The following is a 26,885-nucleotide window of genomic DNA, read 5'->3' on the forward strand; positions in this document are numbered from 1 at the left end:
GGGAGAAAAAGTATGAATTATGAATTATGGTTAATACTTCTTGATATATCAAATTTTCAAAAAATAAAGTTAATAAATAAATATAACACAGCAGAAAATGTATATAATAATTTTGAAGAGATTTTAAAAGAAAATAAAATTATAAATAAAAAATTAAAAAATTTTCAGAAAGAAGATTTGCATTATCAAGTATTAAATTTAAAAGAGACATTGTATAAAAAAAGTATTGGATACATTACGTATGATAATCCTTTGTATAGAGAGAAATTGAGTGGGATTTTACATCCCCCATATTTTCTGTTTTATAAGGGGAATATAGAGGTTATAAAAAACAAATCTATAGGAATTGTAGGGGCAAGAAAATGCTCAAATTATGGACTAACTGTAACAAAACTCTTGACAAAGGAGCTTATTACTAATAATATAACGCTTATAAGCGGAGGTGCAAGAGGAGTAGATTCGATTGCACATAAAACTGCTTTGGAAAATAATGGATATAACATATGCGTGCTAGGATGTGGCATAGATATAGTATATCCAGCTGAAAATAAAATGTTGTTTTCTCAAATAGCGGAAAAAGGCGTGGTAGTTTCAGAATTTTTGCTTGGTACAGAACCATTAAGAGAAAATTTTCCTAGAAGGAATAGAATAATTAGTGGGTTGAGCCAAGGGATAGTAGTTACAGAAGCTTCTGAAAAAAGTGGATCATTAATAACGGCCAGACTGGCTAATGAGCAGGATAAGAAAGTTATTGCAGTACCAGGTTCTATATTTTATGAAGGAGCACGAGGTGCTAATAAATTAATTAGAGATGGTGGTGCAGGTGCCTGTACAGATATAAATGATTTACGAGTATTTCTTGATTTGGAATATATAGAAAATCCTATAAAGCTTACGCCAGAAAAGAGCGAAATTTTAGATTTAATTACAGATTCGCCAGTTCACATAGATGATATTTTTAAAAATGCATCTGTTGATAGAGGAGCTTTATATGCGTTGTTGTTTGAAATGCAGATAAAAAATGAGATTATTTGTTTACCTGGAAATTACTATGTGAAAACAATATAAAAATATGCAGGGGGGTGAATACTTCATATTTTTTATGAAGTTATAATATGGGTCAAAAACTTGTAATTGTTGAGTCGCCAGCAAAAGCAAAAACAATCGGAAAGTATTTAGGAAAGAATTATATTGTAGAGGCGTCTATGGGACACGTAAGAGACTTACCAAAAAGTACATTAGGTGTTGATATAGAAAATAATTATACTCCTAAATATATAACAATCAGAGGTAAAGGTGAATTAATAGATAAATTGAGAAAAGCTGCTAAAAAAGCAGATAAAGTTTATTTAGCTACCGACCCTGATAGAGAGGGAGAAGCTATATCATGGCATTTAGCAAATATTTTAAAAATATCAGAAGATGAAACTTGCAGAATTGTATTTAATGAAGTTACAAAAAATGCTGTTAAAGCATCAATAAAACAGGCAAGAAAAATAGACTTAGACCTAGTGGATGCACAGCAGGCAAGAAGAATATTAGATAGATTAGTTGGTTATGAGATAAGCCCAATTTTATGGAGAAATGTAAAATGGGGACTTAGTGCTGGTAGAGTACAATCAGCAGCTTTAAAATTAATATGTGATAGAGAAAAGGAAATAAATGAATTTATTCCTAAGGAATATTGGTCTATAGATTGTACGCTTAAAAAGGAAAAGAAAAAGTTTCCAGTTAGATTATCAACCTATAAGGGAAAAAAGATAGAAATCGAAAATGAAGAGACCTCAAATACTATTGTAGAAGAGCTAAAAAGAGGAAAGTTCATTGTTAAAGCTATAAAAAAAGGGAAGAAAAGCAGAAATCCACTTCCACCATTCACTACGAGTACCCTTCAACAGGATGCAAATAGGAAATTAAATTTCATGACTAAAAGAACAATGTCAATAGCACAAGGTCTTTATGAAGGCGTGGAGATAAAAGGTTATGGAACAGTAGGTTTAATAACTTATATGAGAACTGATTCTGTAAGAATTTCTGAAGAAGCACAAGAAGGTGCTAAAAAGTTTATAGGAGATACTTATGGAAAAGAATATTTGCCAGGTTCAGCAAGAATATATAAAGGAAAGAAGAATATTCAAGATGCCCACGAGGCTATAAGACCTACGTATGTGGAAATTACACCGCAGATGGCAAAAGAGAATTTAACTGCAGAGCAATATAAATTATATTCGTTAATATGGAATAGATTTGTAGCAAGCCAAATGGCGTCTTGTGAATTGAATACAAATTCCATAGATATAGAAAATGGAGATTATAAATTCAAGGCATCAGGATCAGTAATTGCATTTGATGGTTTTATGAAGATATATGAATATTCGAATGAAGATGATGAAAATTCTGTAATATTACCAGAATTAAAGGAAGATGAAGAACTTAAATTAGATTCTCTTCAAGGAACTCAACATTTTACACAGCCAGCTCCAAGATATACAGAAGCATCTTTTGTTAAGTTACTAGAAGAAAAAGGCATAGGCAGACCTAGTACTTATGTACCAACTATTTCGACATTACTCGGAAGAAACTATGTAGTTCGTGAAAAGAAAAATTTAATTCCTACAGAGCTTGGCGAAATTGTAAATAATATAGTGAGCGAATATTTCAAGCAGATTGTTGATGTTGATTTTACAGCAGATATGGAAAAGAAACTCGATGATGTTGAAGAAGGAAATGAAAATTGGACACGAATTGTAGAAGAATTCTTTAATCCATTAAAGATTGCAATTGAAAAAGCCGAAAAAGAAATATCAAAGGTTGTAATCGAAGACAAAGTTAGTGATGTGAAATGCGAGAAATGTGGCCGTATGATGGTCATCAAAAGAGGAAGATATGGTGAATTTTTGGCATGCCCTGGGTATCCGGAGTGTAAAAATGCTAAGCCAATAGTTGAAGAGTTAGATGTACCATGCCCAGAATGTGGAAAGCCTATTGTAGCTAAAAAGAGTAAAAAAGGAAAGAAATTCTTTGGGTGCACAGGCTATCCGGAATGTAAATTTGTAAGTTGGTATGAACCAGTAAAAGAAAAATGTCCAAAATGTAATTCGTATATGGTGTTAAAGTATTCAAAGGCCAAAGGAAAGTATATACAATGTTCTAATAGTGAATGTAATTATAAAGAAGAAGTGAAAAAGGATGAAACAGAAGAAAATGAAAAGTAGACACTAGGAAATATAAAAGAAGAGTAAGCAACATTATTTTGTCGATAACACAAAAAGAGTGTTGAAATGCGGAATTTTATATGATAAACTAATTTTAGTAGCGACTTGTAAGAAAATTCAATAAATTACGAATATTCTATCAATTACATCTTAAATTTATTAACAATATTGTAATACAGTTGCTGAGGAGGATAACAATATGTCATCATTATTAAATAAAACTAGAATGTTAAATAAAATTCTACAGAAATCTGGTACGGAACCTGTAGCCTTTCAAGATATATGTAAGCTTTTGAGTGAAGTTCTTGAGTGTAATGTATACATAATAAGTAAAAAAGGAAAAGTACTCGGATATGCTTTTGGTAAAGATTTTGAATGTGATGCTATGAAGAAAAAGGTAATAGAAGATAAGAGATTTCCAGAAGATTATAATAAAACTTTACTTGAGGCGGATGAAACGTTAGCTAACCTTCCTAATGAAGGTAGATGTGTATTTCAGGAAATTGGAAAATGCAAAAAGGTTGATAAACTATCAACAATAATACCTATTATAGGAAGCAGAGAGAGAACGGGAACATTAATATTAGCTAGATTTGGAAACCCATTTACTGATGATGATTTAGTATTAGTAGAATATAGTGCAACAATTGTAGGAATGGAAATGCTTAGAGCTATGCAGGATGAAATTGCAGATGAAGCGAGAAAAAAAGCAGTTGTTCAGTTAGCTATAGGAACTCTTTCATATTCTGAGCTAGAAGCTGTTGAACATATTTTTGACGAGTTAAATGGAAATGAAGGATTATTAGTAGCTTCAAAGATAGCAGATAAGGTAGGTATAACTAGAAGTGTTATCGTGAACGCGCTGAGAAAATTCGAAAGTGCTGGAGTAATCGAATCAAGATCCCTTGGTATGAAGGGAACTTATATTAGAATACTAAATGAGAAGCTAATAGAAGAATTAAAGAAAATTAAATAATGTGATAGCTATGGGGAAATATTGACCTATAGCTATTTTTTTATTACATAGAAAACATATTAAGAAATTAACTTAGTGCAAGCGATAAGTTAAAGATGAAGCTCAAAGAGAAAGTACAAGAGTTAAAATACAAAAATTAGAATTTCACTTTTTTAAAAAGAGTTTTTAACAAATATTTTAAAGAAAAGTCTGTGGAATTTTCTTCTTAATTGTAAATTGTGAATTGTTAACTGTAAATTAATTAAGGTTTGTGTATAAACTTTAATGATTTTGAGAAAACTTTTATAATAATTCATAAATTTTTGTTGATGAGTTAAATACCTTGTGATATACTACTAAAGGTAAGAAAATACACACACTATCCAATTTGTAAATTAGGTGCCCTTAAATTAAGGGAAATTTATGAGCTAAAGATAGTGGAGGTAAAAACCAAGGAGGTAACAAAATGTCAGTAATATCAATGAAACAATTATTAGAAGCAGGTGTACATTTCGGACACCAAACAAGAAGATGGAATCCTAAAATGGCTCCATATATCTTCACAGAAAGAAACGGAATCTATATCATAGATCTTCAAAAAACAGTTAAAAAAGCTGAAGAAGCTTATAACTTCATTAAAGAAGTATCAGAAGAAGGAAAAGATATATTATTCGTTGGAACTAAGAAACAAGCTCAAGAAGCTATTGAAGAAGAAGCAATAAGAAGTAATATGCATTTCGTAAATAACAGATGGTTAGGTGGAATGTTGACAAACTTCTCAACTATTAGAGGTAGAATAAGAAAATTAGAACAAATCGAAAAAATGCAAGAAGATGGAACTTTTGATGTTCTTCCTAAGAAAGAAGTTATAAAACTTAAAGGAGAATTAGAAAAGCTTCAAAAAAATCTTGGTGGTATCAGAAACTTAGATGCTTCAAATGTAGGAGCAATGTTTATTGTTGATCCAAGAAAAGAAAAAAATGCTATATTAGAAGCTAAAATTTTAGGAATTCCAGTAGTAGCTATCGTAGACACTAACTGTGATCCAGAAGAAGTAGATTATGTAATCCCAGGTAATGATGATGCTATCAGAGCTGTTAAATTAATAACTGCTAAAATGGCTGATGCTATTATAGAAGGAAGACAAGGTGAACAATTAGCAGCTGAATAATTAAAGCGAGGTAAGTGAGTAGATTTCAACTTCCCTTGTGAGGATATGAAGAGAAATAATAAGTCCATGATGCGGTTGTTTTTCATTACTTAAATGATTATAATCGCATCATAGTTGGGCTATTAAGTAATTATACTGGAAAGTATAACAAAAATAGACTGGCAAACAGGCTTATTATTTTTTTGAATATACCTAATTAAATGTTAAGGATTACTTTATATATAGAGGAGGAAATTAAAATTATGGCAAATATATCTGCACAATTAGTTAAAGAACTAAGAGAAATGACTGGAGCAAAAATGATGGATTGTAAAAAGGCTCTAGTTGAAACAGAAGGTAGTATTGAAAAGGCAGTAGAATTTTTAAGAGAAAAAGGACTTGCGGATGCGGCTAAAAAATCAGGTAGAGTTGCTGCTGAAGGTATAGTTAAGACATATATTTCAAGTGATAAGAAAACTGGAGCAGTTCTTGAATTCAACTGTGAAACAGATTTCGTTGCATTAAATGAAGAATTTGTTGGTTTTGCTGACAAATTAGCTAAAATGGTAGCTGAAACTTCTGTTACAACAGTAGAAGAACTTCTTAATGAAAAGTTTGAAGGAGATGCTACTGTTACAGAAAGCTTAAAAGCTTTAATAGCAAAACTTGGTGAAAACATGTCAGTAAGAAGATTTACTAAATTCGCTATTGATAATGGAATAGTTAGCAGCTATATTCATGGTGGCGGAAGAATCGGAGTTTTAGTAGAACTTTCTTGTGATAAAGCTTCTGACGTTTTAGATGAAGTTGCTAAAGAAGTTTGTATGCAAATTGCTGCAGCAAACCCATTATTCTTAGGAAAAGATGATGTAGATACAACATCTATGGAAAAAGAAAAAGAAATTTACAGAGTTCAAGCTTTAAATGAAGGAAAGCCAGAAAAAATAGTTGAAAAAATGGTTGTTGGAAGAATTCAAAAGTATTTCAAAGAAGTTTGTCTTTTAGAACAACTTTGGGTTAAGGATAGCGATAAAACAATCACTAAATTCTTAGAAGAAAAATCTAAAGAGGTTGGTTCTCCAATTAAAGTAACTAGATTCGTAAGATACGAAAGAGGAGAAGGAATCGAAGTTGAAAAGGTAGATTTTGCTGAAGAAGTTGCAAGACAAATCGGTAAATAGTTGAAGCCTAAAGAGAACACTTTGTGTTCTCTTTTTTTAAAGCGCAATGAGAAACTAATAGATAAGCAATATTCTATTACTTTTTCATGCGTTTAAGAAGTAAAGTAAATATAATTTTAAAAAAGGTTTTCAGATAATCCTTAAAATATTTGGGAGGTAATTATAAATGGCAGATTGTAAATACAAGAGAGTGATTTTAAAGCTTTCGGGAGAAGCATTAGCAGGAGTTAATGGATTTGGACTTGATTTTAATGTAGCGAAAAGAATAGCCCTAGAAATTAAGGAATTAGTTGATATGGGTGTTGAAGTGGGAACAGTAGTAGGTGGCGGAAACATCTGGAGAGGCAGAAGTGGAGAAGGCATGGATAGAACTACTGCGGATTATATGGGAATGATGGCAACTTGTATAAATGCTTTAGCACTTCAAGATTCTTTAGAACAAGTGGGAGTTAAAACAAGAGTACAAACTGCTATAGAGATGAAGGAAATTGCGGAACCATTCATAAGAAGAAGAGCAATGAGGCATTTGGAAAAAGGAAGAGTTGTTATTTTTGCAGCTGGTACAGGAAATCCATATTTCTCAACAGATACAACTGCAGCCCTTAGAGCTGCTGAAATTGAAGCAGATGTGATTCTTTTGGCTAAGAAGGTTGATGGGGTTTATGATAAAGATCCTCATAAGTATTCAGATGCAAAAAAATATGATACACTATCATATATAGAGGTATTAGAGCAAGGATTACAAGTAATGGACTCTACAGCGACTTCGTTATGCATGGATAATGAAATTCCAATCCTTGTATTTGGATTAGATGAACCAGGAAATATTAAGAAGGCTATATATGGAGAAAATATAGGTACATTAGTTGCGACACAACCAAGAAAATAACAGATTATTATTTTGTCTATTATTTTCTTTCATGTGACTTAAAAAAGAAATAGGAGGGAAATCATGATTAAGGATATTATTCAAAATGCAGAAGAAAAAATGAAAAAAACAATATCTGTATTAAAATCAGATTTATCAACAATGAAAGCTGGAAGAGCAAACCCAACAATGCTTGACAGAATTCAAGTCGAGTATTATGGAAGCATGTGCCCACTTAGCCAAGTGGCAAATGTTTCAGCTCCAGAGCCAAGAGTACTTATGATAACACCATGGGAAAGACCCATATTAAAAGATATAGAAAAAGCTATTTTAAAATCAGATTTAGGATTAAATCCTTCAAGTGATGGTTCTATTATCAGATTAGTGATACCAGAATTAACAGAAGAAACTAGAAAGAATCTTGTTAAAAATGTAAAGAAAACAGGGGAAGAAGCTAAGGTAGCCGTAAGATCGATTAGAAAAAATGCTAATGATAAAATAAAAGCATTAAAGAAAGATGCTGATTTATCAGAAGATCAAATAAAAAAAGCTGAAGATGATGTTCAAAAGAAGACTGATGCAGTTGTGAAAGAAATAGATGCTATAATTGCTGCAAAGGAAAAAGAGGTCTTATCAGTTTAAGGCATATTATTTCATAAGCCTGAATTTTAAAACCTGCTAAAAAGCAGGTTTTTTTCTTAAAAGAAAAGATTTTGTATGAACTGCTTATTGCATATTTCATTCTTGAAACCTTCTCTATAAGCATTCTAGCTTAGTATTCATAGTATAATCTATAAGTAAGTACATAAATGAGAAGTGGGTTTCAAATAATAATAAAAAGCTAAGCTTAGCTCAGGTGCAAAATATTTAGTTTATATAACTTGCTCAAAATAATAGGGCTTAATAAAGTTATGTTAGTAAACTAGGGGGAGAAAATATGTTAAATATATTTAAATCAAAAAAAGAAGAAAATAAAGAATTTGAGCTTGATATGAATAACATACCTAATCATATTGCAATAATAATGGATGGGAATGGACGATGGGCTAAAAGTCAAAATTTACCAAGAAGTATGGGACACAAAGCTGGAATGGAAAGTATTAGAAGGATATTGAAAGAGGCCACAAGACTTGGAGTTAAAAATTTAACTTTATATGCTTTCTCAACTGAAAATTGGGCTAGGCCTAAAGATGAAGTTGGAGCAATAATGAAGCTTTTAGTTACTTATTTAAATAAGGAATTGAGAGAATGTCATGAAAATGGTGTTAAAATGAATCTTTTGGGAGATATGTCAAAATTACCTGAAGAATGTCAAAAAGCATTAGAAAACGCTATAGAGACTACTAAGAACAATACAAAAATAAATTTGAATTTTGCTTTAAATTATGGTGGAAGAGATGAGATTGTTAGAGCAATAAAACTGATTAGTTCAGAAGTGAAAAGTAATAAAATAAATGAAGAGGACATTAATGAGAAATTGGTGGAAGAATATTTATATACAAAAGGTATACCGGATCCAGATATAATTATCAGACCATCTGGTGAGCAAAGGCTTAGTAATTTCTTATTATGGCAATGTGCTTATTCAGAATTTTGGTATGCAAATATAAATTGGCCAGATTTTAAGGAAAAGGATTTACAAAGAGCTATAGCGGATTATCAAAATAGGGATAGGCGCTTTGGAAAAGTAAAATAGGGGAGTGATTAGATTTTGAAGTCTGATAATAGATATCTAGGTGCAGCTATGATTGCTCCGTTTATCATATTTGTTTTTCTTGGAGGAATTTATCTTAAAGGGTTTGTTTTTGCAATATCTATAATGGCACTATGGGAATTTTACAATGCATTAAAAGAGAAAAATTTAAAACCAATAAAGAGTATAGGGTATATTTTATTAATAATATATTATCTTTTGAATAATAATTTTGAATATATGATGTATATTATTGTTATTGCAACATTTATATTGTTAATACTTCCGGTTATAAATCTGGAGTATACATTTGTAGATGTTTCGCTTACGGTGCTTGGATTTATATACTGTGGGATTTTATTTAGTTTTGTATACTTAATTAATGCAAAAAACAAAGGAGAATTTTTAGTTTGGATCATATTTATTGGTTCATGGCTTTCAGATACAGCGGCATATTATTGTGGCAAAAACTTTGGAAAGCATAAATTATCGCCTAAAGTTTCACCTAAGAAAACAATAGAAGGTTCACTTGGTGGTCTTATAGGTGCAACTGTTTTTACAGGAGTTTTTGGAATAGTAATACAGCATTATACTAATATTATGCCAATATATAATTATTTCTTGATAGGTGCGCTATGTGGCTTGTTTGGACAATTGGGGGATTTGGTTGCATCTTCAATAAAGAGATATGTAGGAATAAAAGATTATAGTAACTTAATTCCGGGTCATGGGGGAATATTGGACAGATTTGACAGTATAATATTTTCGGCAACTGTAGTTTTTTATTATTTAACATTTATAATAAAAATTTAATAGTTACATTGATTTAGAAATTAAACTTTATAGTTCAAATATAAAGTTTAATTTTTTTTTTTTTCATAAGTATTTTTTATGTAAATGAAATAAGGAGTTTTTAAGAGAAAATTAGATGCATATATTATAAAAGTAGCAATGATTAAAAGTTTAGTGAGGTGAGGATTATTTTTACGGCATATAAAAAACTTTTTTCACTTTTATTTTCTCTTGTATTAGTAATAATAGTAACATTCTTAATAAAGTACTATTTTAGGCCTTTTTTATCTATGATTATTATGACTGTAATATGTGCGCCTATTTATAAAATTATGATAAAAGCTAAAATTCCGAGTAAAATAGCGGGTGCCTTAAGTATAATAGTTATTAATATATCTATAGTGCTTATTGGAGTATATTTAGGCAGCGAAATATTTTACATATTTAAAAAAGTATATTTTGCAAATTTAGATTTAATAAATAAACTTATTAAAGATATTTCTATTACTTTAAATGTAGATTTAGAAAATATTAAGATAGGAAGAAGTGTAATTTCCATAATTAATGACCAAAATATAAGAAAAGGAGCATTAAGTACTGGGGATGGGATCTTAGCTTATTTTATAGGGAATATATGCACTTTTTTTGTATTGGTAGATAAGCAAAAAATAATAGAATTATTTTCAATGCTATTCCCGATAGAGATAATGACAAAGTTTACTGGTCAAAAGAGAAATTTTATTCAAATGATAGGGATTGAGGGAATGTTAATTTTAATTTCGACATTAGAAATAATAATAGGTTTTTTGGTGCTTAGGATTCCTGATTGCTTTATGCTTGGAGTAATTTGCGGTATATTGGACATTTTGCCTTATGTGGGAACTATAATTGTATTTATTCCAATTATAATATACAATATTATAATGAAGAATTTTATCACTGCATTTGGGCTTATTTGCCTATATGTTTTAGTTGAAATTGTCAGAGAAATATTAGAGGCTAAGTTTTTAGGAAACAAATTAGATATTCATCCTTTGGTTATATTATTATCGATATATATTGGAGTTAAGATATTTGGTCTTCTAGGAATATTAGTCGGACCAATGTATAGCATTATAGCAAAAGAAATAATTTATAGCACAAACCAAGAATTTCACATTAAAAATTAGATTTGCAACTTGTATTCCTGTTATGTGTGAACTAGATAAAATGAATTAACCAGTTATGAGTTGTAAGTGTGTGCAGTATAATCTAAAAATTACAAGTAATAAATCAAGTTTTTGATTTACTTGTCAGTAGTATGATGCTAGCTTGGGATTTGCTTTTAGGAGGAAAGAGAATGAAAAAAATTTCTATACTAGGGTGTACTGGGTCAATAGGAACTCAAACGCTGGATGTAATTAGAAAATCAAATGGTGAATTAAGGTTAATAGGAGTGACAGCCAACACTTCTGTAGAAAAAGTCATTGGAATAATAGAAGAATTTAAACCTTCATATGTAGCCATGATGGATTTTAAAAGTGCTCATGAAATAAGAGAATATTGCAAAGTGGGCAATAGATTAGTAGAAGTTTTGGATGGAATAGAAGGACTTAATAAAATAGCTAGTTTAGAGGAAATTGACATAGTAGTGACATCTGTAGTTGGTATGATAGGTTTAGAGCCTACCATGAAGGCTATAGAAGCTAAAAAGGATATTGCTCTCGCTAATAAGGAGACATTAGTAGTTGCAGGGGAATTAGTAATGAAAGCAGCTAAAGAGAATAATGTAAAAATACTTCCGGTAGATTCAGAGCATAGTGCTATATTTCAGTCTTTAAGAGGGAATGATACTAATGCTTTAAGAAAAATAATTTTAACTGCATCTGGAGGTCCTTTTAGAGGGAAGATAAAAGAGGAACTTATTGATATAAAAGTTGAAGATGCGTTGAAACATCCTAAATGGAATATGGGAAAAAAAATCTCCATAGATTCAGCAACTCTTATGAATAAAGGGCTTGAGGTTATAGAGGCTCATTGGCTTTTTAATTGTAATTATGATAATATACAGGTTGTAGTTCATCCACAGAGTGTTGTACATTCTATGGTTGAATATACTGATGGAAGCATAATAGCACAGCTTGGAGCTCAAGATATGCGATTGCCTATTCAATATGCTTTAAACTATGAGAAGAGGGAGAAGCTTATTGCAGATACAATAGACTTCTATGAAATATCAAAACTAACCTTTGAAAAACCAGATTTAGATACGTTTAAGGCTTTAGAGTTGTCTTTTAAGGCTGGAAGAATAGGGGGGCTTATGCCAACTATTTTGAACGGAGCTAATGAGGCAGCAGTAGAATTATTTTTAAATGAAAAAATAAAATTTTTACAAATACCAAATTTAATAGAAAAGTGTATGGAAGTGTTTAAGGATGAGGTCAAAAAAGAGTTGACTTTAGAAAATATTATTAACTTAGATAAGAGAGTAAAAGAATATGTAATCAAAAAAGTAGTGCTTTAAGGAGGTAAGTTTTTTATATGTATATAATTTTGGCTATTTTAGCTTTCGGAGTTTTAATAATTGTACATGAACTAGGTCATTTTACTTTAGCAAAATTAAATGGTGTAAGAGTTGAAGAATTTTCAATTGGAATGGGACCAAAGATTTTATCTAAACAAGGAAAGGAAACAAAATATTCCTTAGGTATATTTCCAGTTGGTGGATATGTAAAAATGATGGGAGAAGAAGAAGCGGTTCAAGATGAAAGAAGTTTTTCTGCTAAACCTCCTTTAAGAAGAATAAGTATAATAATTGCTGGTGTAGTAATGAATTACTTATTAGCAATAGTTATATTTACAACCATAACATATAATTTTGGATACAGACCAACAACTGCTGGTGAAATAGAAAATGGATCAGCTGCATATGAGGCTGGATTAATGAGTGGAGATAAGATTTTGAAGATAGGAAATTCTAAAGTCTTTTACTTTGATGATATTATATTTGATATATATTTATCAAAAGGTCAAACTACTAATTTTCTAGTTGACAGAAACGGTGAGGAGAAGAATATAGTTATAACACCTAAAATTAATGATGAAGGGCAATATAAAATAGGAATGGGGTATCCTGATAAAATAGAAAATCCAAATATCGGAACCAGCTTCAAGCAAAGTTTAAATCAAACAGCATCATTAGTGTCTCAAACATTTAAAGGTCTTAAAATGATATTTACAGGAAAAGCTAATCTTAAAACTGATGTAGGAGGACCACTTACAATAGTAAAAATGTCTGCAGCAAGTGCTCAAGCGGGAATCTGGAATTTAATTTATTTTGTGGGATTTTTAAGTGTTAACTTAGCAGTATTTAATTTGTTACCATTCCCAGCATTAGACGGTGGATGGTGTGTAATATTATTAATAGAGTTCATAACTAGGAGAAAGGTTCCAGATAAGATAGTTGCAGGATTGAATTATATGGGCTTTGCAACTCTTATAGCATTAATGATACTGGTGACAATAAAAGATATAGTATTCCCAGTACAATTTTAAACAGTTAAAAATTAAGAGTTGAAAGTTAAGAGTTTAGGAAGAAAAGCCTTTGGCCTTTCTAAATAATAATATTTTTTAGAAATCCCTGTAGGGATTTCATCATTAACTCTTAATTCATAACTTATAACTCTTAACTGATTTAGTGTGTTAATTTAGAGAAAGTAAGAGGCGATACGTTAGATGGAGAGAAGAAAATCACGAAAAGTTAAAGTTGGAAATATATATGTTGGAGGAGATGCTCCAATTACAGTACAATCAATGACGACAACGCGTACTAAGGACATAGAGGGAACATTAAAACAAATAGAAAAACTGTATGATGCTGGCTGTGATATTGTAAGATGTGCAGTGCTAGATATGGATGATGCAGAAAGTTTAGGTGAGATAACAAGAAGAGCTTCTATTCCAGTAGTTGCAGATATACATTTTGATTATAAATTGGCATTAAGAGCTATCGAAAATGGTGTTTCAGCTCTTAGAATAAATCCTGGGAATATAGGTAGTGTGGATAGAATTAAAGCTGTAAAAGAAGCCTGCAGCAAGAAGCAGATTCCAATAAGAATTGGGGTTAATTCAGGGTCTCTAGAAAAAGATATTTTAGAGAAATATGGAATGCCAACGGCTGAAGGTTTGGTTGAAAGTGCATTAAGGCATGTAAAAATTTTAGAAGATTTAGATTTTCGTGATATTGTGATATCGATAAAATCCTCAAATGTGCAGATGATGATAGAGTGCTATAGATTAATCGCAGAAAAATGTGATTATCCTCTTCATCTAGGAGTAACAGAAGCAGGAACTGCTCAAAAAGGAACAATTAAATCAAGCATAGGAATAGGGACACTTCTTTCAGAAGGTATAGGAGATACTATAAGAGTATCACTCACTAGTGACCCTGTAAATGAAGTGAAAGTTGGAATCGAAATTTTAAAAGCATTAGGTTTAAAGAAAAAAGGAATTGAATTTATATCATGTCCTACTTGCGGAAGAACTCAAATTAATTTGATTAAAATTGCAGAAGAGGTTGAAAAGAGATTAGAAAATTGCAAAAAAGACATTAAGGTTGCAGTTATGGGCTGCATAGTAAATGGCCCAGGGGAAGCAAGAGAGTGTGATCTTGGAATTGCTGGTGGCATTGGAGAAGGAATAATTTTCAAAAAAGGCGAAATAATAAAAAAAGTAAAAGAAGAAGAATTGATAGATGCTCTTATGGAAGAAGTAGAGAAACTTTAAAGCAGTTAACAGTTAAGAGTTTACAGTTGAGGAGAAAATTTCTGTGAAATTTTTAAAAATATATAGTGTAATGTGCAACTGGCAATGATAATTGCAATCTTTATAGGATTTCGAGTTATTGTGAATAATTAAATTTGCAATAGATATAATAAAATCTGCATGTAGATTTTTGAAATATATTTAAAGAAATCCAGAGGATTTCAACCATAATTGTGAATTGTACATTGTAAACTGTGAATTGCATTAAATTGTTTCTTGTAATATTGATTTGTTTATGTTATCATATAAGAAGATTAATTTCTAATAGCTAGAAAAAAGGAGTGGGAAAATTACCCGCTCTTTCTGTTTGTAACGCAACTAACTTAAGATAGTTGCGTTTTTGATTACAAATTTTAAAAATGCATAAGATATAGACAAATAAATTTAGTTTTCATGCTTGATGTTTATATTAGTGTGGGTTTTTAAAAGATGAAAGTGAGGGTTAGAAAATGAAGAAAGACGTATTGATCGAGAAAATTGAGGAATTAGTAAGGCCTATTGTTTTAGAATTATCTTGTCAATTATATTACGTAGAATACGTAAAAGAAAATGGAGATTTTTATTTAAGAATATATATAGATAAAGAAGATGATAGAGTATCGCTTAATGATTGTGAATCTGTTTCAAGAAGGATAAGTGATGTGTTAGATGCTGAAGATCCAATTAAAGAGGCGTATTATTTAGAAGTTTCTTCACCTGGTCTTAATAGAGGCTTGTATACTGAAGAACATTTCAAGAGATTTATAGGACGCGAAGTGCTTGTTAAGTTTACAAGTTCAATTAATGGGTCAAAAAGTATAAAAGGAATATTAAAAGATGTCTTGGAAAATGAAATAGTAGTTGAAGGAGACGCAGAAATTAATATTCCAAAAGATAAAATAAAAAATGCAAATTTAGAAGGGGAAATATAACGAGGAGGGTATGAAAATGAATGAAGAGTTTGTAGGTGCTCTTAAAGAATTAGTTAAAGAAAAGGGGATCTCAGAAGATTTGCTTTTTACAACTATTCAAGATGCTATGGTTGCAGCATATAAAAAGAATTATGCTAATGCTAATACAAATGCGCAAAACGTTAAAGTTAATATTGATAGAGAAACTGGGGAAATACATGTATATGCTCAAAAGACAGTAGTTGATGAAGTATATGATGACGTAACAGAAATTTCATTAGAAGAAGCAAAAGAAATGAATCCTAAAAGTGAAGCTGATGACGTTATAAATTTAGAAGTAACTCCTAAGAATTTTGGTAGAGTTGCAGCTCAACTTGCAAAACAAGTTGTTACACAAAGAATTAAAGAAGCTGAGAGAAATATCATATATGATGACTACAAGGAAAAAGAATTTGATATAATTACAGGAACTATCTTAAGAAAAGATAAAGGAATGGTTTTTGTTAATTTAGGAAAGTTAGAAGGGGTGATAGGCCCTAATGAACAAATCCCAAATGAGGAATATAAATTCAATGAAAAGTTAAAGCTATATATAGTAGAGGTTAAGAATGGAAGTAAAGGTCCTCAAATCCATGTTTCAAGAACACATCCAGGTTTAGTAAAAAGATTATTTGAACTTGAAGTTCCAGAAATCTTTGAAGGTGTAGTTGAAATTAAGAGCATATCAAGAGAAGCTGGCTCAAGAAGTAAAATAGCTGTACATTCTAATGATGAAGCAGTAGATCCAATGGGAGCATGTGTGGGACCAAAGGGAGTAAGAGTACAAAGTATAGTTAATGAACTAAAGAATGAGAAGATAGACATAATAAAGTGGAGCAAGGATCCAAAAGAATTCATAGCTAATTCTTTAAGCCCAGCTAAAGTCTTAAGTGTAGAAGTTGATGAAGAAAGCAAATCAGCTAAGGTTGTTGTTGATGATAATCAGCTTTCACTTGCAATAGGTAAAGAAGGTCAAAATGTAAGACTTGCAGCTAAGCTTACAAATTGGAAAATAGATATTAAGAGTAAATCTCAAAAAGAAGCACAAGATGAAGAAGATGAAAGAATTTTAAATACTGAAGTAGAAATAGAAAATGAACAAATTAACGATTTTGATGTTTCAGATGATATTGAAGTTGATGAAGAAAATGACTCAGAAACTTCAATTAAAGAAATAGAAGAATAAAGGGGTGCTTTTTCATGAAGGTTAAGAAAATTCCTTTAAGAATGTGCACTGGTTGCATGGAAATGAAACCAAAGAAAGAATTAATAAGAGTAGTAAAAACTCCAGAAGGGGAAGTCTGCGTGGATTTAACTGGTAAAAAATCAGGAAGAGGCGCATATGTTTGTAAGAACATTGAGTGTTTTGAAAAAGCATTTAAGACGAAGAGACTAAGTAGAAATCTTGAAATACCTATAAGTGAAGAAGTTTATGAAAAACTAAAGGAAGAAATTGGTGATGAATAAGTTTTTTAATTTTTTGAGTATTGCAAAAAAGTCTGGAGCTTTACTTGAAGGATATAGTAAATGCGATGACTTAAGAAATAAAACTAAAATATATTTGTTTATAATGTCGGAAGACTTATCAAATGCATCTAGAAATAAATTTAAAAAACATTGTATAGAAAAAAAAATACCATATATTGAAGATTTCCCAAAAGAACAATTAGGAATTGCAATTGGACGTAATGAGATTATGATCCTAGGAATCTTGGATAAAAATATAGCAGATAAATTATTAATGCTATATGAGGAGGAAAAAATATATGAGTAGATAATAATACGGGGGTGACTGCATGTCAAAAATAAGAGTACATGAATTAGCAAAAGAATTAAACATAGAGTCAAAGGAATTAATAACTATATTAATGGAAGAATTTAATATAGAAGTAAAAAATCATATGAGTACAATTGAAGATGAAGATGCTGTATTAATTAAGGAATTATTAGCAGGAAGATCAGAAGAAAATTCAGCAGCGAAAACTGAAAGTAAAAAGAGCATCGTAGATTTATATGAAGACGAATTAGCTGAACAACTTAACAACGTAAGCAAAAAAAAGAAAAAAACTAAAAAAGAAGAAGAAGCAGAGCTAAAGGCAGAAAAAGAAAAGAACATGGAAAATGCTCCAGTAATAGAAATAGGTGCAAGCATAACGGTTAAAGAATTAGCTGAAAAGTTAAATAAATCTTCAAATGATGTAATAAGAACACTGATTTTTTCTGGAGTTATGGCTGGAATAAATCAAGAAATAGATTTTGAAACAGCACAAAAAGTATGTACTGAATATGAAGTTATTGTTGAAAAGAAAGAAGAAATTCAAGAATTAGAAGTATTAGAAATAGAGGAAGACGATGAAGCAAACCTTCAAAAGAGACCTCCAATAGTAACTGTTATGGGTCATGTTGACCATGGTAAAACATCTTTACTTGATTCTATAAGAAAAGCAAAGGTTACAGATACTGAAGCAGGTGGTATAACTCAACACATAGGTGCGTATACTATTAAATTGAATGGAGAAGAGATAACATTCTTAGATACTCCTGGTCATGAAGCATTTACAGCAATGAGAGCTAGAGGAGCACAAATTACAGATGTTGTTATATTAGTTGTTGCAGCAGATGATGGAATAATGCCACAAACTAAAGAAGCTATAAATCACTGTAAGGCAGCTGGAGTACCTATGGTAGTTGCAATAAATAAAATTGATAAGCCAGGTGCAAATGTAGATAGAGTAAAGCAGGAGTTAGCTGAACAAGGATTGCTTGCAGAAGATTGGGGTGGAGATACTATTTGTGAAGAAGTATCTGCAAAACAAAATCTAAATATTGATAAATTATTAGAAATGGTTCTTCTTACAGCAGAAATGCTTGAACTTAAAGCTAACAAGAATAGAAGAGCAGTAGGAACTGTAATTGAAGCGAAGCTTGATAAGGGTAGAGGAGCAGTTGCAAGTTTACTAGTTCAAAATGGAACATTAAGAGTAGGAGATTCAATCTTAGTTGGTTCTACATATGGTAGAATAAGAGCTATGTTTGATGACACTGGTAAAAAGATAAAATCTGCAGGCCCATCTATTCCTGTAGAAGTTTTAGGACTTTCAGAAGTTCCAGAAGCAGGGGACAGATTTAATCAAGTGAAAGATGAGAAAACTGCTAGAAATATGGCTGATAGCAGAAAAGATAAATTAAAGGCAGAAACTTTACTTGCAAATCATAGAGTTTCACTTGAAGATTTATATAGTCAAATTAAAGAAGGTAAAGTTAAAGAGCTTGCTATTATAATAAAAGCAGATGTTCAAGGATCGGTTGAAGCTATTAAGGGTTCACTTGAAAAACTTTCTACTGATGATGTAAAAGTAAGAGTTATCCATGGCGGGGTTGGTGCTATAACTGAAACAGATATAACACTTGCAACAGCATCTAATGCAATAGTTATAGGGTTTAATGTAAGACCTGATAGTAATGCTGCTGCTCAAGCAGATAAAGAAGGTGTATATGTTAAAACTTATAGAATCATATATGATGCACTTGATGATGTTAAAGCAGCTATGATAGGAATGCTTGAACCAGAATATAAGGAAGTTATACTTGGAACAGCGGAAGTAAGAACAACCTACAAGATTTCAAATATTGGAACAATTGCAGGATGTTATGTACTTACTGGTAAACTTAAAAGAAACGCAGAAACAAGAGTTATAAGAGAAGGAATAGTAATTTTTGAATCTTCATTATCATCATTAAAGAGATTTAAAGATGATGCTAAAGAAGTTAATAGCGGATATGAATGTGGCTTAACTGTTGAAAAGTTTAATGACATTAAGGAAGGCGACATTGTTGAATGCTTTGAGATGGAGGCAATTAAGAGAAAAGAACTTTAAAGAGGTGAGAAACAGACATGGCAAATTATAGAGGTGGAAGAATTAACGAAGAATTTAAAAGAGAAATTAGTAGTTTAATTCAAAATGAAATTAAAGATCCAAGACTTACAGCTATGATTTCAGTTACAGATGTTAAAGTTACCAAAGATTTAAGATATGCAAAAGTCTATGTAAGCATATTTTCAAAAGATGATGAGGAAAAGAAAAGTAATCTTGAGGCATTAAGGAATGCTAGTGGTTTTATAAGAAAGTCAGTAGGACAAAAAATTAATTTAAGACACACCCCAGAAATAATTATTGAATTAGATGATTCTATAAATTATGGAATGCACATGGATGAATTAATTCAAAGGATAAGTAAAGAGTAATGAATAGTCTTAGTGAAATAAAGGCTGAAATTTTAAAATCAAAAAGGATAGGATTATCGTTTCATACGTCTCCAGACGGAGATGCTATAGGAAGTACCTTAGCGCTGTTAAATGCGCTAAGATATTTAGGAAAGGATTCTTATATTGTATCAAGAGATGTTATTCCAGATAACCTCTCTTTCCTTTCTTTGGGAAATGAAATTGACGGAAATACTTTAGAGCCAAGAGCAGATACAGATTTAGTGATAATCCTAGATTGTGGTAATGTAGAAAGAATATCTGCAGATTTAAGTAATTATGAAGGAAAGATAATTAATATTGATCATCATATTTCCAATGACAATTATGGAGTACTTAATTATGTAGATGCAACATCTTCTGCTACATGTGAAATATCATATTTATTAATTCAGGAATTAGGTATTGATTTAAAAAGTAAATCTGATATTAACGTGGCTATAGGTAATGCTGTTTATAGTGGAATTGTAACAGATACCGGATCTTTCAGACATTCCAATGTGACTAAGAGAACTCATGATATAGCAGGGAAACTTATAGAAATTGGAATAGATAATAGTAAAATTCATAGCAGCCTTTTTGATAATAAGCCTTTTGAAAAAATAAAATTAATGGGATGTGTTTTATCTAATATAGAGCTTGTTTTAAATAATAAAGTAGCGGTTCTTCAAATACCTAAAAAACTACTAAATGAGCTTAATTTAGAAAAGGTTGATACTTCGGACATAATTAATGTTGGCCTTGGAATTAAAGGCGTAGAAGTATCGATGCTTTTAAAAGAAGCTGATGAAGGAATCAAGGGGAGTTTAAGATCTAAAAATGATGTAGATGTAAGGAAAGTTGCAGAAGTATATGGCGGTGGCGGTCATATTAAAGCAGCAGGATTAATACAAAAAGGTGTAAGTTTAGAAAAAGCCAAAGAAAATCTGTTAAGTACGCTTAAAGATGAAATAGATTTATAAAGAAAGATATGGGAACTTTGCTTATGAGTAATACAGAAAAAGCTTCAAACATAAATGGAGTATTAAACATATTCAAAAATAAAGGAATGTCTTCTTTTGATGTAGTGAGAAAGATAAAAAAATTAGCTGATGAAAAAAAAGTTGGACATACTGGCACGCTAGATCCTGAAGCAACAGGAGTTTTGCCGGTATGTATTGGAAAAGCAACAAAAACTATTGACTATATAATGAATAGTAATAAAGGCTACGAGGTTAAGTTTTTGTTTGGAGTAAAGACAACTACATATGATCTTGAAGGCGAAGTAGTAGAAAGAAATGAAACAAGTCATCTTACAGAAGAGGAAGTTTCAAAAGTCATTCTATCTTTTATTGGAGAATATGATCAGGTTCCTCCAATGTACTCTGCACTTAAGAAAAATGGAGTGAGATTATATGAGCTTGCTAGGCAGGGAATAGAGATTGAAAGAGAAGCTAGAAAAGTCAACATATTTAATATATCTAACCTCAAAATTGATTTACCTTATGTATCTATGAAAGTAGCCTGCTCAAAAGGAACATATATAAGAAGTTTATGCTATGATATTGGTGAAAAATTAAAAGTAGGGGCAGCTATGACAGAGTTAAATAGATATGAAACATCTGTTTTTGTACAAGAAAATAGTGTTAATATTGAAGATTTAACTAAAGAAAATATAAGTGATTATATAATAACGATTGAAGAAGCACTTTTCTCTTATCCTAAGTTAACAGTAAATAGCTCATTTACTAAGTTGTTAATAAACGGGGTCAAAGTATTCGACAAGAGACTGACAAATGAAAAAAGAGAAAAAAATGTTTTATATAGAGTTTATGATAGTGAAGGTACTTTTATAGGTATTGGAAAACAAGATGATGAAGGCTTTAAAATTGAAAAATTATTAATTTAGGTTAAGCATCCTTAAGAGGATGTGTTTTGAGCATGATTTTAGGTACTATTAAAGAATAATGAACTTAATTTATTAAATACTATTTTTTAATGTGCTTTATTTAGGAGTAAAGAAATGATTATTATAGATAAAGAATTACAAGATGTTCAAAATTCTAATAATTATATAGCTCTTGGAAGTTTTGATGGACTTCATGTTGGGCATCTATCATTAATATATAAAGTAGTTGAGGTTGCTAACAAGAATAGTGGTAAAAGCATGGTTTTTACATTTAAAAATCATCCACGAGCTTTTATAAATAAAGAAAATGCACCAAAACTATTAATGAGCAATGAAAGAAAGCTTGAACTTTTAGAAAATAATAAAGTTGATATAGTATGTTTTAAAGAATTTGATGATGAGTTTATGCAAATAACGCCTAAGGAATTCATAGAATATTTAATATTTACTTATAATGCAAAAGGATTTGTTGTAGGATTTAATTTTAAATTTGGATATAAAAACTTAGGGGATGTTGAGCTTTTAAGAGAATTACAAAATAAATATGGATATGAACTATGCGTTATGGAACCATGTACATATAAAAATGAAGTAATAAGCAGCACTAGAATAAGAAAGGCCTTAGAAGATGGAGAGGTTTCAGATGCTTATGAAATGCTCAGCATTCCATATAGCTTAAGTGGAAAAGTCATTCATGGAAGACAGATAGGGAGAACCATTGGTTTTCCTACGGCAAATTTAAAGTATGATGAAAAATTTGTTTTGCCTAAGATAGGTGTATATTATACCAATATAAAGGTAAATAATAATATATATAAAGGTATTACTTCAGTTGGAAAAAATCCTACAGTAGAAGGCAAAAGCTTAACAGTAGAAACATATATTTTAGACTTCAATGAAGAGATATACGGGAAAGAAATAAAAGTTGATTTTATAAAAAAAATTCGAGATGAAAAAAAATTTAATGGTTTAGAAGAGCTAAAAGAACAGCTAGAAAAAGATAAATCATTTGCTAATGAACAATAACTAAAATAATAACTATTTTTATTTGTTAATTAAATTTTCATGTGCTTAGAAATGAGAATCACATGTCGAGTTTAATAATATAGTTTACAATAATAGTTACTTTTGATATAATATCACATGGAACCTAATTCTAAGTTTTAAGGTGCCATCTTTTTACTTGGAACTAGGGGATAATTAATATAATACACGGAGGTGCACTTATAATGGATAAGGCAAGAAAATTAGAATTAATCAAAAAATTTGGAAGAAGTGAAGGGGATACTGGTTCTCCAGAAGTTCAAATAGCTTTACTTACTGAAAGAATTCAATCTTTAACTGAACACTTAAAAATTCACAAGAAAGATCATCACTCAAGAAGAGGATTATTAATGATGGTTGGTCAAAGAAGAGGTCTTTTAAACTATTTAAGCGATCAAGATATCGAAAGATACAGAACTTTAATCAAAGAATTAGGTTTAAGAAGATAATTTTTAGAGCGGAGTTTTCCGCTCTATTATTTTAAAATATATAGTATAAATTATAATAAAAGCATGAAAATTATAATAATCAGATGAACCTAAGGGAGGTCATGAATTATGAGTAATGTTCTAACGACTGAAATCGCTGGAAGAGAATTGAAAGTTGAGTTCGGAAAAGTAGGTATGTTGTCAAATGCAGCAACATTTACTAGCTATGGTGACACAGTAATTTTAACAAATGTTAATGCATCACCAGAGCCAAGAGAAGGAATAGATTTCTTTCCATTAAGTGTTGAATATGAAGAAAGATTATATGCAGTAGGTAAAATACCAGGTGGATTCATTAAAAGAGAAGGAAGACCATCAGAAAAAGCAATATTAAATGGTAGAGCTGTTGATAGAACACTAAGGCCTCTATTTCCAAAAGGATACAGAAATGACGTTCAAGTTGTTACTACAGTTGTATCAGTTGAAAAAGATAACTTACCAGAAATCTTAGCCATTAACGCAGCGTCACTTGCATTATGCCTTTCAAGTATTCCATATACAATCCCAGCTGCAGCAGTCCAAGTGGGGCTAATAGATGGCAAATTCGTTACAAATCCAAATACTGAAGGACGAGAAAAGAGTACTCTTCACTTAACAGTATGTACTACAAAAGAAAAAGTAATGATGATTGAAGCTGGCGGGCAGGAAATACCAGAGGATACAATGATAGATGCTATCAAATATGGTTTTAATGAATGTCAAAAAATCATTGCATTTCAAGAAGAAGCTATGGCTAAGTTTGGAAAGAAAAAAGATGAACCGGTTTTATATACTGTAGATTCAGAAGTAGAAAAGGATGTTAAAGAATTTGCTAAGGATATGATTAAAGAAGCAATGCACATCATGGATAAAGATGAAAGAAATGCGGCAGTAGATGCAGTATATGAAAAAGTTAATGAAGAATTTGGTGAAAAATACGCTGAAAAATCAGGTGATATAAAAGAAGTTCTTTACACTATGCAGAAGAAAGTTGTAAGGCACATGCTTCAAAAGGAAAAGAGAAGACCTGATGGAAGAGCTTTTGATGAGATTAGACCACTTGGATGTGAGGTTGGAATATTACCAAGAACACATGGTACAGGATTATTCAGAAGAGGATTAACTCAAGTAATGACTGTTGCAACACTTGGATCTATAAGTGAAATTCAAATATTAGATGGAATAGATGAAGCACAATCAAAGAGATATATCCATCATTATAATTTTCCTGGATACAGTGTTGGTGAAGTAAAACCATTAAGAGGACCAGGAAGAAGAGAAATTGGTCATGGAGCGTTAGCAGAAAGAGCGCTTGAACCATTAATTCCTTCAGAAGAAGAATTCCCTTATACAATAAGATTAGTTTCAGAAGTTTTAAGTTCAAATGGATCAACTTCACAAGCATCAGTTTGTGGATCAACACTGGCATTATTAGATGCAGGTGTACCAATTAAGAGACCTGCAGCTGGTATAGCAATGGGACTTATAACATCAGAAGATTTAACAGAGGAAACTATATTGACTGATATTCAAGGAATTGAAGACTTCTTTGGAGATATGGACTTTAAGGTAGCAGGAACAACAGAAGGTATAACATCAATTCAAGTTGATACTAAACTTCAAGGGTTCAGTTTTAATGTAGTGGAAAATGCTATAAGAGATGCAAGAAAAGCTAGACTTACTATAATTGATAAGATTAATGAATGTATATCTGCACCAAGGACAGATGTGTCATTATATGCACCAAAGACTCAGACAATGAGTATAAATCCAGATAAGATAAGAGATGTAATTGGAGCTGGTGGTAAGGTTATAAATAAGATAATACAAGATACAGGTGTTAAAATAGATATTAAGGAAGATGGAACTGTATTTGTAAGTTCAACTGACCATGAAGGTGTTAATCAGGCTATTAAGATAATAGAAGGTTTAACTAAGGAAGTTAAGGCAGGAGAAGTTTACTTAGGAAAAGTAACTAAGATAACTACATTTGGAGCATTTGTTGAAATCTTACCTAGCAAAGAAGGATTAGTTCATATATCTAAATTAGCTAAAGAAAGAGTAAACAAAGTTGAAGATGTGGTATCTATTGGAGATGAAATTTTAGTTAAGGTTACAGAAATTGATAACCAAGGTAGAATAAATCTTTCAAGAAAAGACGCTTTAGTAGAACAAGAAAATAAAGAAGATAAATAAAGGGCAATTAATTGCCTTTTTTTTAATCAAGAAGGAGGGCAAGTACAAAATGTATAACACATATACCCTTAAAAATGGTTTGAGAGTCGTAACTGAGAAAATAGATCATTTAAAATCAATCAGTGTTGGAGTTATGGTACAAAATGGTTCGAGAAATGAAAGCCCAGAAGTGAATGGAATATCTCATTTTATTGAGCATATGTTCTTTAAAGGAACTGATAAACGAACTTCGAAACAAGTAATGGAAGACATAGAAAATGTAGGTGGACAGATTAATGCTTTTACAAGTAAAGAAGCAACTTGTTATTATATAAAGGCATTGAATACACATTTGGATTTATCATTAGATGTTTTATCTGATATAATATTAAAAGCTAAGTTTGATCCAGAGGAAATAGAGAAGGAAAAAGGTGTAGTAATTGAAGAGATAAATATGAGTGAAGATTCACCAGAAGATGTTTTAGATGATGTTCATTCAAAAGTGACTTTTGGAAATACATCCTTAGGATATCCTATTTTAGGAACTATACCTTTAGTTAAATCATTTACTAGAGAAAAAATATTAAATTTTATAAGTGAAAAATATACACCTTATAATTCTGTAATATCAGTATGTGGTAAATTTGATGATAAGGAACTTGAAGATTTAATCAATAAGTATTTTGGCGGATGGAAAAGTAAGCATGAATATAAACCAGAATATGATGAATCAGCAATACAAGTTAGCTCTTCATATGCAAAAAAAGAAATTGAGCAGCTTCACATTTCTTTAGGTTTAGAAGGATTGCCATACGGTGATGATAATAATTATTCCTTAGTGCTGCTTAACAATATATTTGGAGGCGGGGCGTCGTCAATTCTTTTTCAAAAAGTTAGAGAAGAACTTGGACTTTGTTATTCTATAGCATCTTATCTGCAGCCGTTTCAAACAGTGGGTACGCTGAATATATATGCTGGTTTGAATAGGAATTATGGTGAAAAAGCTTTAGAGGTTATAGATAAGGAAATTTCACTATTTAGTAAAAATGGAATAACAGAAAGACAACTTGAAATTAATAAAGAAAAAATTAAAGCTAATTATATTCTAGGTCTTGAAAGCACTAGTTCAAGAATGTTTTCTAATGCAAAGGCATATCTCTTTAGAAATAATATAAAGAGCCAGGAAGAAGTAATAAAAAAGATAGATGAGATAAATAAAGATAATATTCAATATGTTTTAGATAGATGTTTTAAAAAGGGAGTTTTAAATGCAGCTTATGTTGGGCAGGATGTAGAATACGAAAAATTAGACTCTATAATATTAAAAAATTCAAGGGCTTATGACAATACTAAGTATAGTAATAAGCTGAATGTATAAGGTATATTAAAAAATAATAAATCCTAATATTATTCTAATCAGCCCTATAATTAAGCATTAGCATAATCTATTAAGAAAAAGTT

General features: G+C 30.7%; 25 protein-coding genes. All 25 read left to right on the forward strand.

The genetic code is table 11. The features are described from left to right. The first annotated feature begins 12 nt into the window (after positions 1 to 12). The 25 genes from dprA (at position 13) to CDLVIII_RS09220 (ending at position 26,802) form a co-directional block, all read left to right on the forward strand. Positions 13 to 1,068, forward strand: a complete 1,056-nt coding sequence (dprA, locus tag CDLVIII_RS09100; protein ID WP_009169156.1) for a DNA-processing protein DprA — start codon at positions 13 to 15, stop codon at positions 1,066 to 1,068. 47 nt (positions 1,069 to 1,115) lie between these two features. Beyond that, positions 1,116 to 3,215, forward strand: coding sequence for a type I DNA topoisomerase (gene topA, locus CDLVIII_RS09105; protein ID WP_009169157.1), 2,100 nt, complete (start codon positions 1,116 to 1,118; stop codon positions 3,213 to 3,215). 199 nt (positions 3,216 to 3,414) lie between these two features. Next, positions 3,415 to 4,191 (forward strand): GTP-sensing pleiotropic transcriptional regulator CodY, encoded by a 777-nt coding sequence (gene codY, locus CDLVIII_RS09110; RefSeq protein ID WP_009169158.1) that lies wholly within the window; start codon positions 3,415 to 3,417, stop codon positions 4,189 to 4,191. Positions 4,192 to 4,636: 445 nt separating this feature from the next. Then, positions 4,637 to 5,341, forward strand: a complete 705-nt coding sequence (gene rpsB, locus CDLVIII_RS09115; RefSeq protein ID WP_009169159.1) for a 30S ribosomal protein S2 — start codon at positions 4,637 to 4,639, stop codon at positions 5,339 to 5,341. Positions 5,342 to 5,583: 242 nt separating this feature from the next. Then, a complete protein-coding gene (gene tsf, locus CDLVIII_RS09120; RefSeq protein WP_009169160.1) occupies positions 5,584 to 6,501 on the forward strand; it encodes a translation elongation factor Ts in 918 nt (305 codons plus the stop codon). A 166-nt stretch (positions 6,502 to 6,667) separates the two neighbouring features. Beyond that, entirely contained in the window at positions 6,668 to 7,390 is a 723-nt protein-coding gene (pyrH, locus tag CDLVIII_RS09125; RefSeq protein ID WP_009169161.1) for a UMP kinase, read from the forward strand. A gap of 63 nt (positions 7,391 to 7,453) precedes the next feature. Beyond that, the gene (gene frr, locus CDLVIII_RS09130) at positions 7,454 to 8,011 is read left to right on the forward strand and encodes a ribosome recycling factor (RefSeq protein ID WP_009169162.1); all 558 of its coding nucleotides are present in this window, start codon (positions 7,454 to 7,456) and stop codon (positions 8,009 to 8,011) included. Between the two features lie 295 nt (positions 8,012 to 8,306). After that, entirely contained in the window at positions 8,307 to 9,065 is a 759-nt protein-coding gene (locus tag CDLVIII_RS09135; RefSeq protein ID WP_009169163.1) for an isoprenyl transferase, read from the forward strand. 15 nt (positions 9,066 to 9,080) lie between these two features. Then, positions 9,081 to 9,875: a phosphatidate cytidylyltransferase gene (locus CDLVIII_RS09140; RefSeq protein ID WP_009169164.1), complete on the forward strand. Its 795-nt coding sequence runs from the start codon at positions 9,081 to 9,083 to the stop codon at positions 9,873 to 9,875. Between the two features lie 158 nt (positions 9,876 to 10,033). Further along, positions 10,034 to 11,023 (forward strand): AI-2E family transporter, encoded by a 990-nt coding sequence (locus CDLVIII_RS09145; protein WP_009169165.1) that lies wholly within the window; start codon positions 10,034 to 10,036, stop codon positions 11,021 to 11,023. A 170-nt stretch (positions 11,024 to 11,193) separates the two neighbouring features. After that, positions 11,194 to 12,357: a 1-deoxy-D-xylulose-5-phosphate reductoisomerase gene (gene dxr, locus CDLVIII_RS09150; protein ID WP_009169166.1), complete on the forward strand. Its 1,164-nt coding sequence runs from the start codon at positions 11,194 to 11,196 to the stop codon at positions 12,355 to 12,357. A gap of 17 nt (positions 12,358 to 12,374) precedes the next feature. Beyond that, entirely contained in the window at positions 12,375 to 13,388 is a 1,014-nt protein-coding gene (locus tag CDLVIII_RS09155) for a M50 family metallopeptidase (RefSeq protein WP_009169167.1), read from the forward strand. Positions 13,389 to 13,568: 180 nt separating this feature from the next. Further along, on the forward strand, positions 13,569 to 14,618 hold the full coding sequence (gene ispG / locus CDLVIII_RS09160; RefSeq protein WP_009169168.1) for a flavodoxin-dependent (E)-4-hydroxy-3-methylbut-2-enyl-diphosphate synthase: 1,050 nt from the start codon (positions 13,569 to 13,571) through the stop codon (positions 14,616 to 14,618). 488 nt (positions 14,619 to 15,106) lie between these two features. Continuing rightward, positions 15,107 to 15,568 (forward strand): ribosome maturation factor RimP, encoded by a 462-nt coding sequence (gene rimP, locus CDLVIII_RS09165; RefSeq protein ID WP_009169169.1) that lies wholly within the window; start codon positions 15,107 to 15,109, stop codon positions 15,566 to 15,568. Positions 15,569 to 15,584: 16 nt separating this feature from the next. Beyond that, positions 15,585 to 16,772, forward strand: coding sequence for a transcription termination factor NusA (gene nusA / locus CDLVIII_RS09170; RefSeq protein ID WP_009169170.1), 1,188 nt, complete (start codon positions 15,585 to 15,587; stop codon positions 16,770 to 16,772). Positions 16,773 to 16,786: 14 nt separating this feature from the next. Beyond that, positions 16,787 to 17,053, forward strand: coding sequence for a YlxR family protein (locus CDLVIII_RS09175; RefSeq protein WP_009169171.1), 267 nt, complete (start codon positions 16,787 to 16,789; stop codon positions 17,051 to 17,053). After that, a complete protein-coding gene (locus CDLVIII_RS09180) occupies positions 17,046 to 17,360 on the forward strand; it encodes a 50S ribosomal protein L7ae-like protein (RefSeq protein WP_009169172.1) in 315 nt (104 codons plus the stop codon). The genes CDLVIII_RS09175 and CDLVIII_RS09180 overlap by 8 nt, the downstream gene beginning before the upstream one ends. Before the next feature lie 22 nt (positions 17,361 to 17,382). Beyond that, entirely contained in the window at positions 17,383 to 19,464 is a 2,082-nt protein-coding gene (gene infB / locus CDLVIII_RS09185) for a translation initiation factor IF-2 (RefSeq protein WP_009169173.1), read from the forward strand. Positions 19,465 to 19,481: 17 nt separating this feature from the next. After that, a complete protein-coding gene (gene rbfA, locus CDLVIII_RS09190; RefSeq protein ID WP_009169174.1) occupies positions 19,482 to 19,832 on the forward strand; it encodes a 30S ribosome-binding factor RbfA in 351 nt (116 codons plus the stop codon). After that, positions 19,832 to 20,812: a bifunctional oligoribonuclease/PAP phosphatase NrnA gene (locus CDLVIII_RS09195; RefSeq protein ID WP_009169175.1), complete on the forward strand. Its 981-nt coding sequence runs from the start codon at positions 19,832 to 19,834 to the stop codon at positions 20,810 to 20,812. The genes rbfA and CDLVIII_RS09195 overlap by 1 nt, the downstream gene beginning before the upstream one ends. A 50-nt stretch (positions 20,813 to 20,862) precedes the next feature. Further along, a complete protein-coding gene (truB, locus tag CDLVIII_RS09200) occupies positions 20,863 to 21,738 on the forward strand; it encodes a tRNA pseudouridine(55) synthase TruB (protein WP_035302172.1) in 876 nt (291 codons plus the stop codon). A 114-nt stretch (positions 21,739 to 21,852) separates the two neighbouring features. After that, entirely contained in the window at positions 21,853 to 22,764 is a 912-nt protein-coding gene (locus tag CDLVIII_RS09205; protein ID WP_009169177.1) for a bifunctional riboflavin kinase/FAD synthetase, read from the forward strand. Positions 22,765 to 22,967: 203 nt separating this feature from the next. After that, a complete protein-coding gene (gene rpsO, locus CDLVIII_RS09210; RefSeq protein ID WP_009169178.1) occupies positions 22,968 to 23,231 on the forward strand; it encodes a 30S ribosomal protein S15 in 264 nt (87 codons plus the stop codon). 108 nt (positions 23,232 to 23,339) lie between these two features. Next, positions 23,340 to 25,445 carry a polyribonucleotide nucleotidyltransferase gene (locus tag CDLVIII_RS09215; protein ID WP_009169179.1) on the forward strand — a complete coding sequence of 702 codons (2,106 nt, stop codon included), beginning with the start codon at positions 23,340 to 23,342 and terminating at the stop codon, positions 25,443 to 25,445. Between the two features lie 49 nt (positions 25,446 to 25,494). Further along, entirely contained in the window at positions 25,495 to 26,802 is a 1,308-nt protein-coding gene (locus tag CDLVIII_RS09220; RefSeq protein ID WP_009169180.1) for a pitrilysin family protein, read from the forward strand. The last annotated feature ends 83 nt before the right edge of the window (positions 26,803 to 26,885 follow it).

The sequence above is a fragment of the Clostridium sp. DL-VIII genome (genome assembly GCF_000230835.1).
Classification (GTDB): Bacteria; Bacillota; Clostridia; order Clostridiales; family Clostridiaceae; genus Clostridium.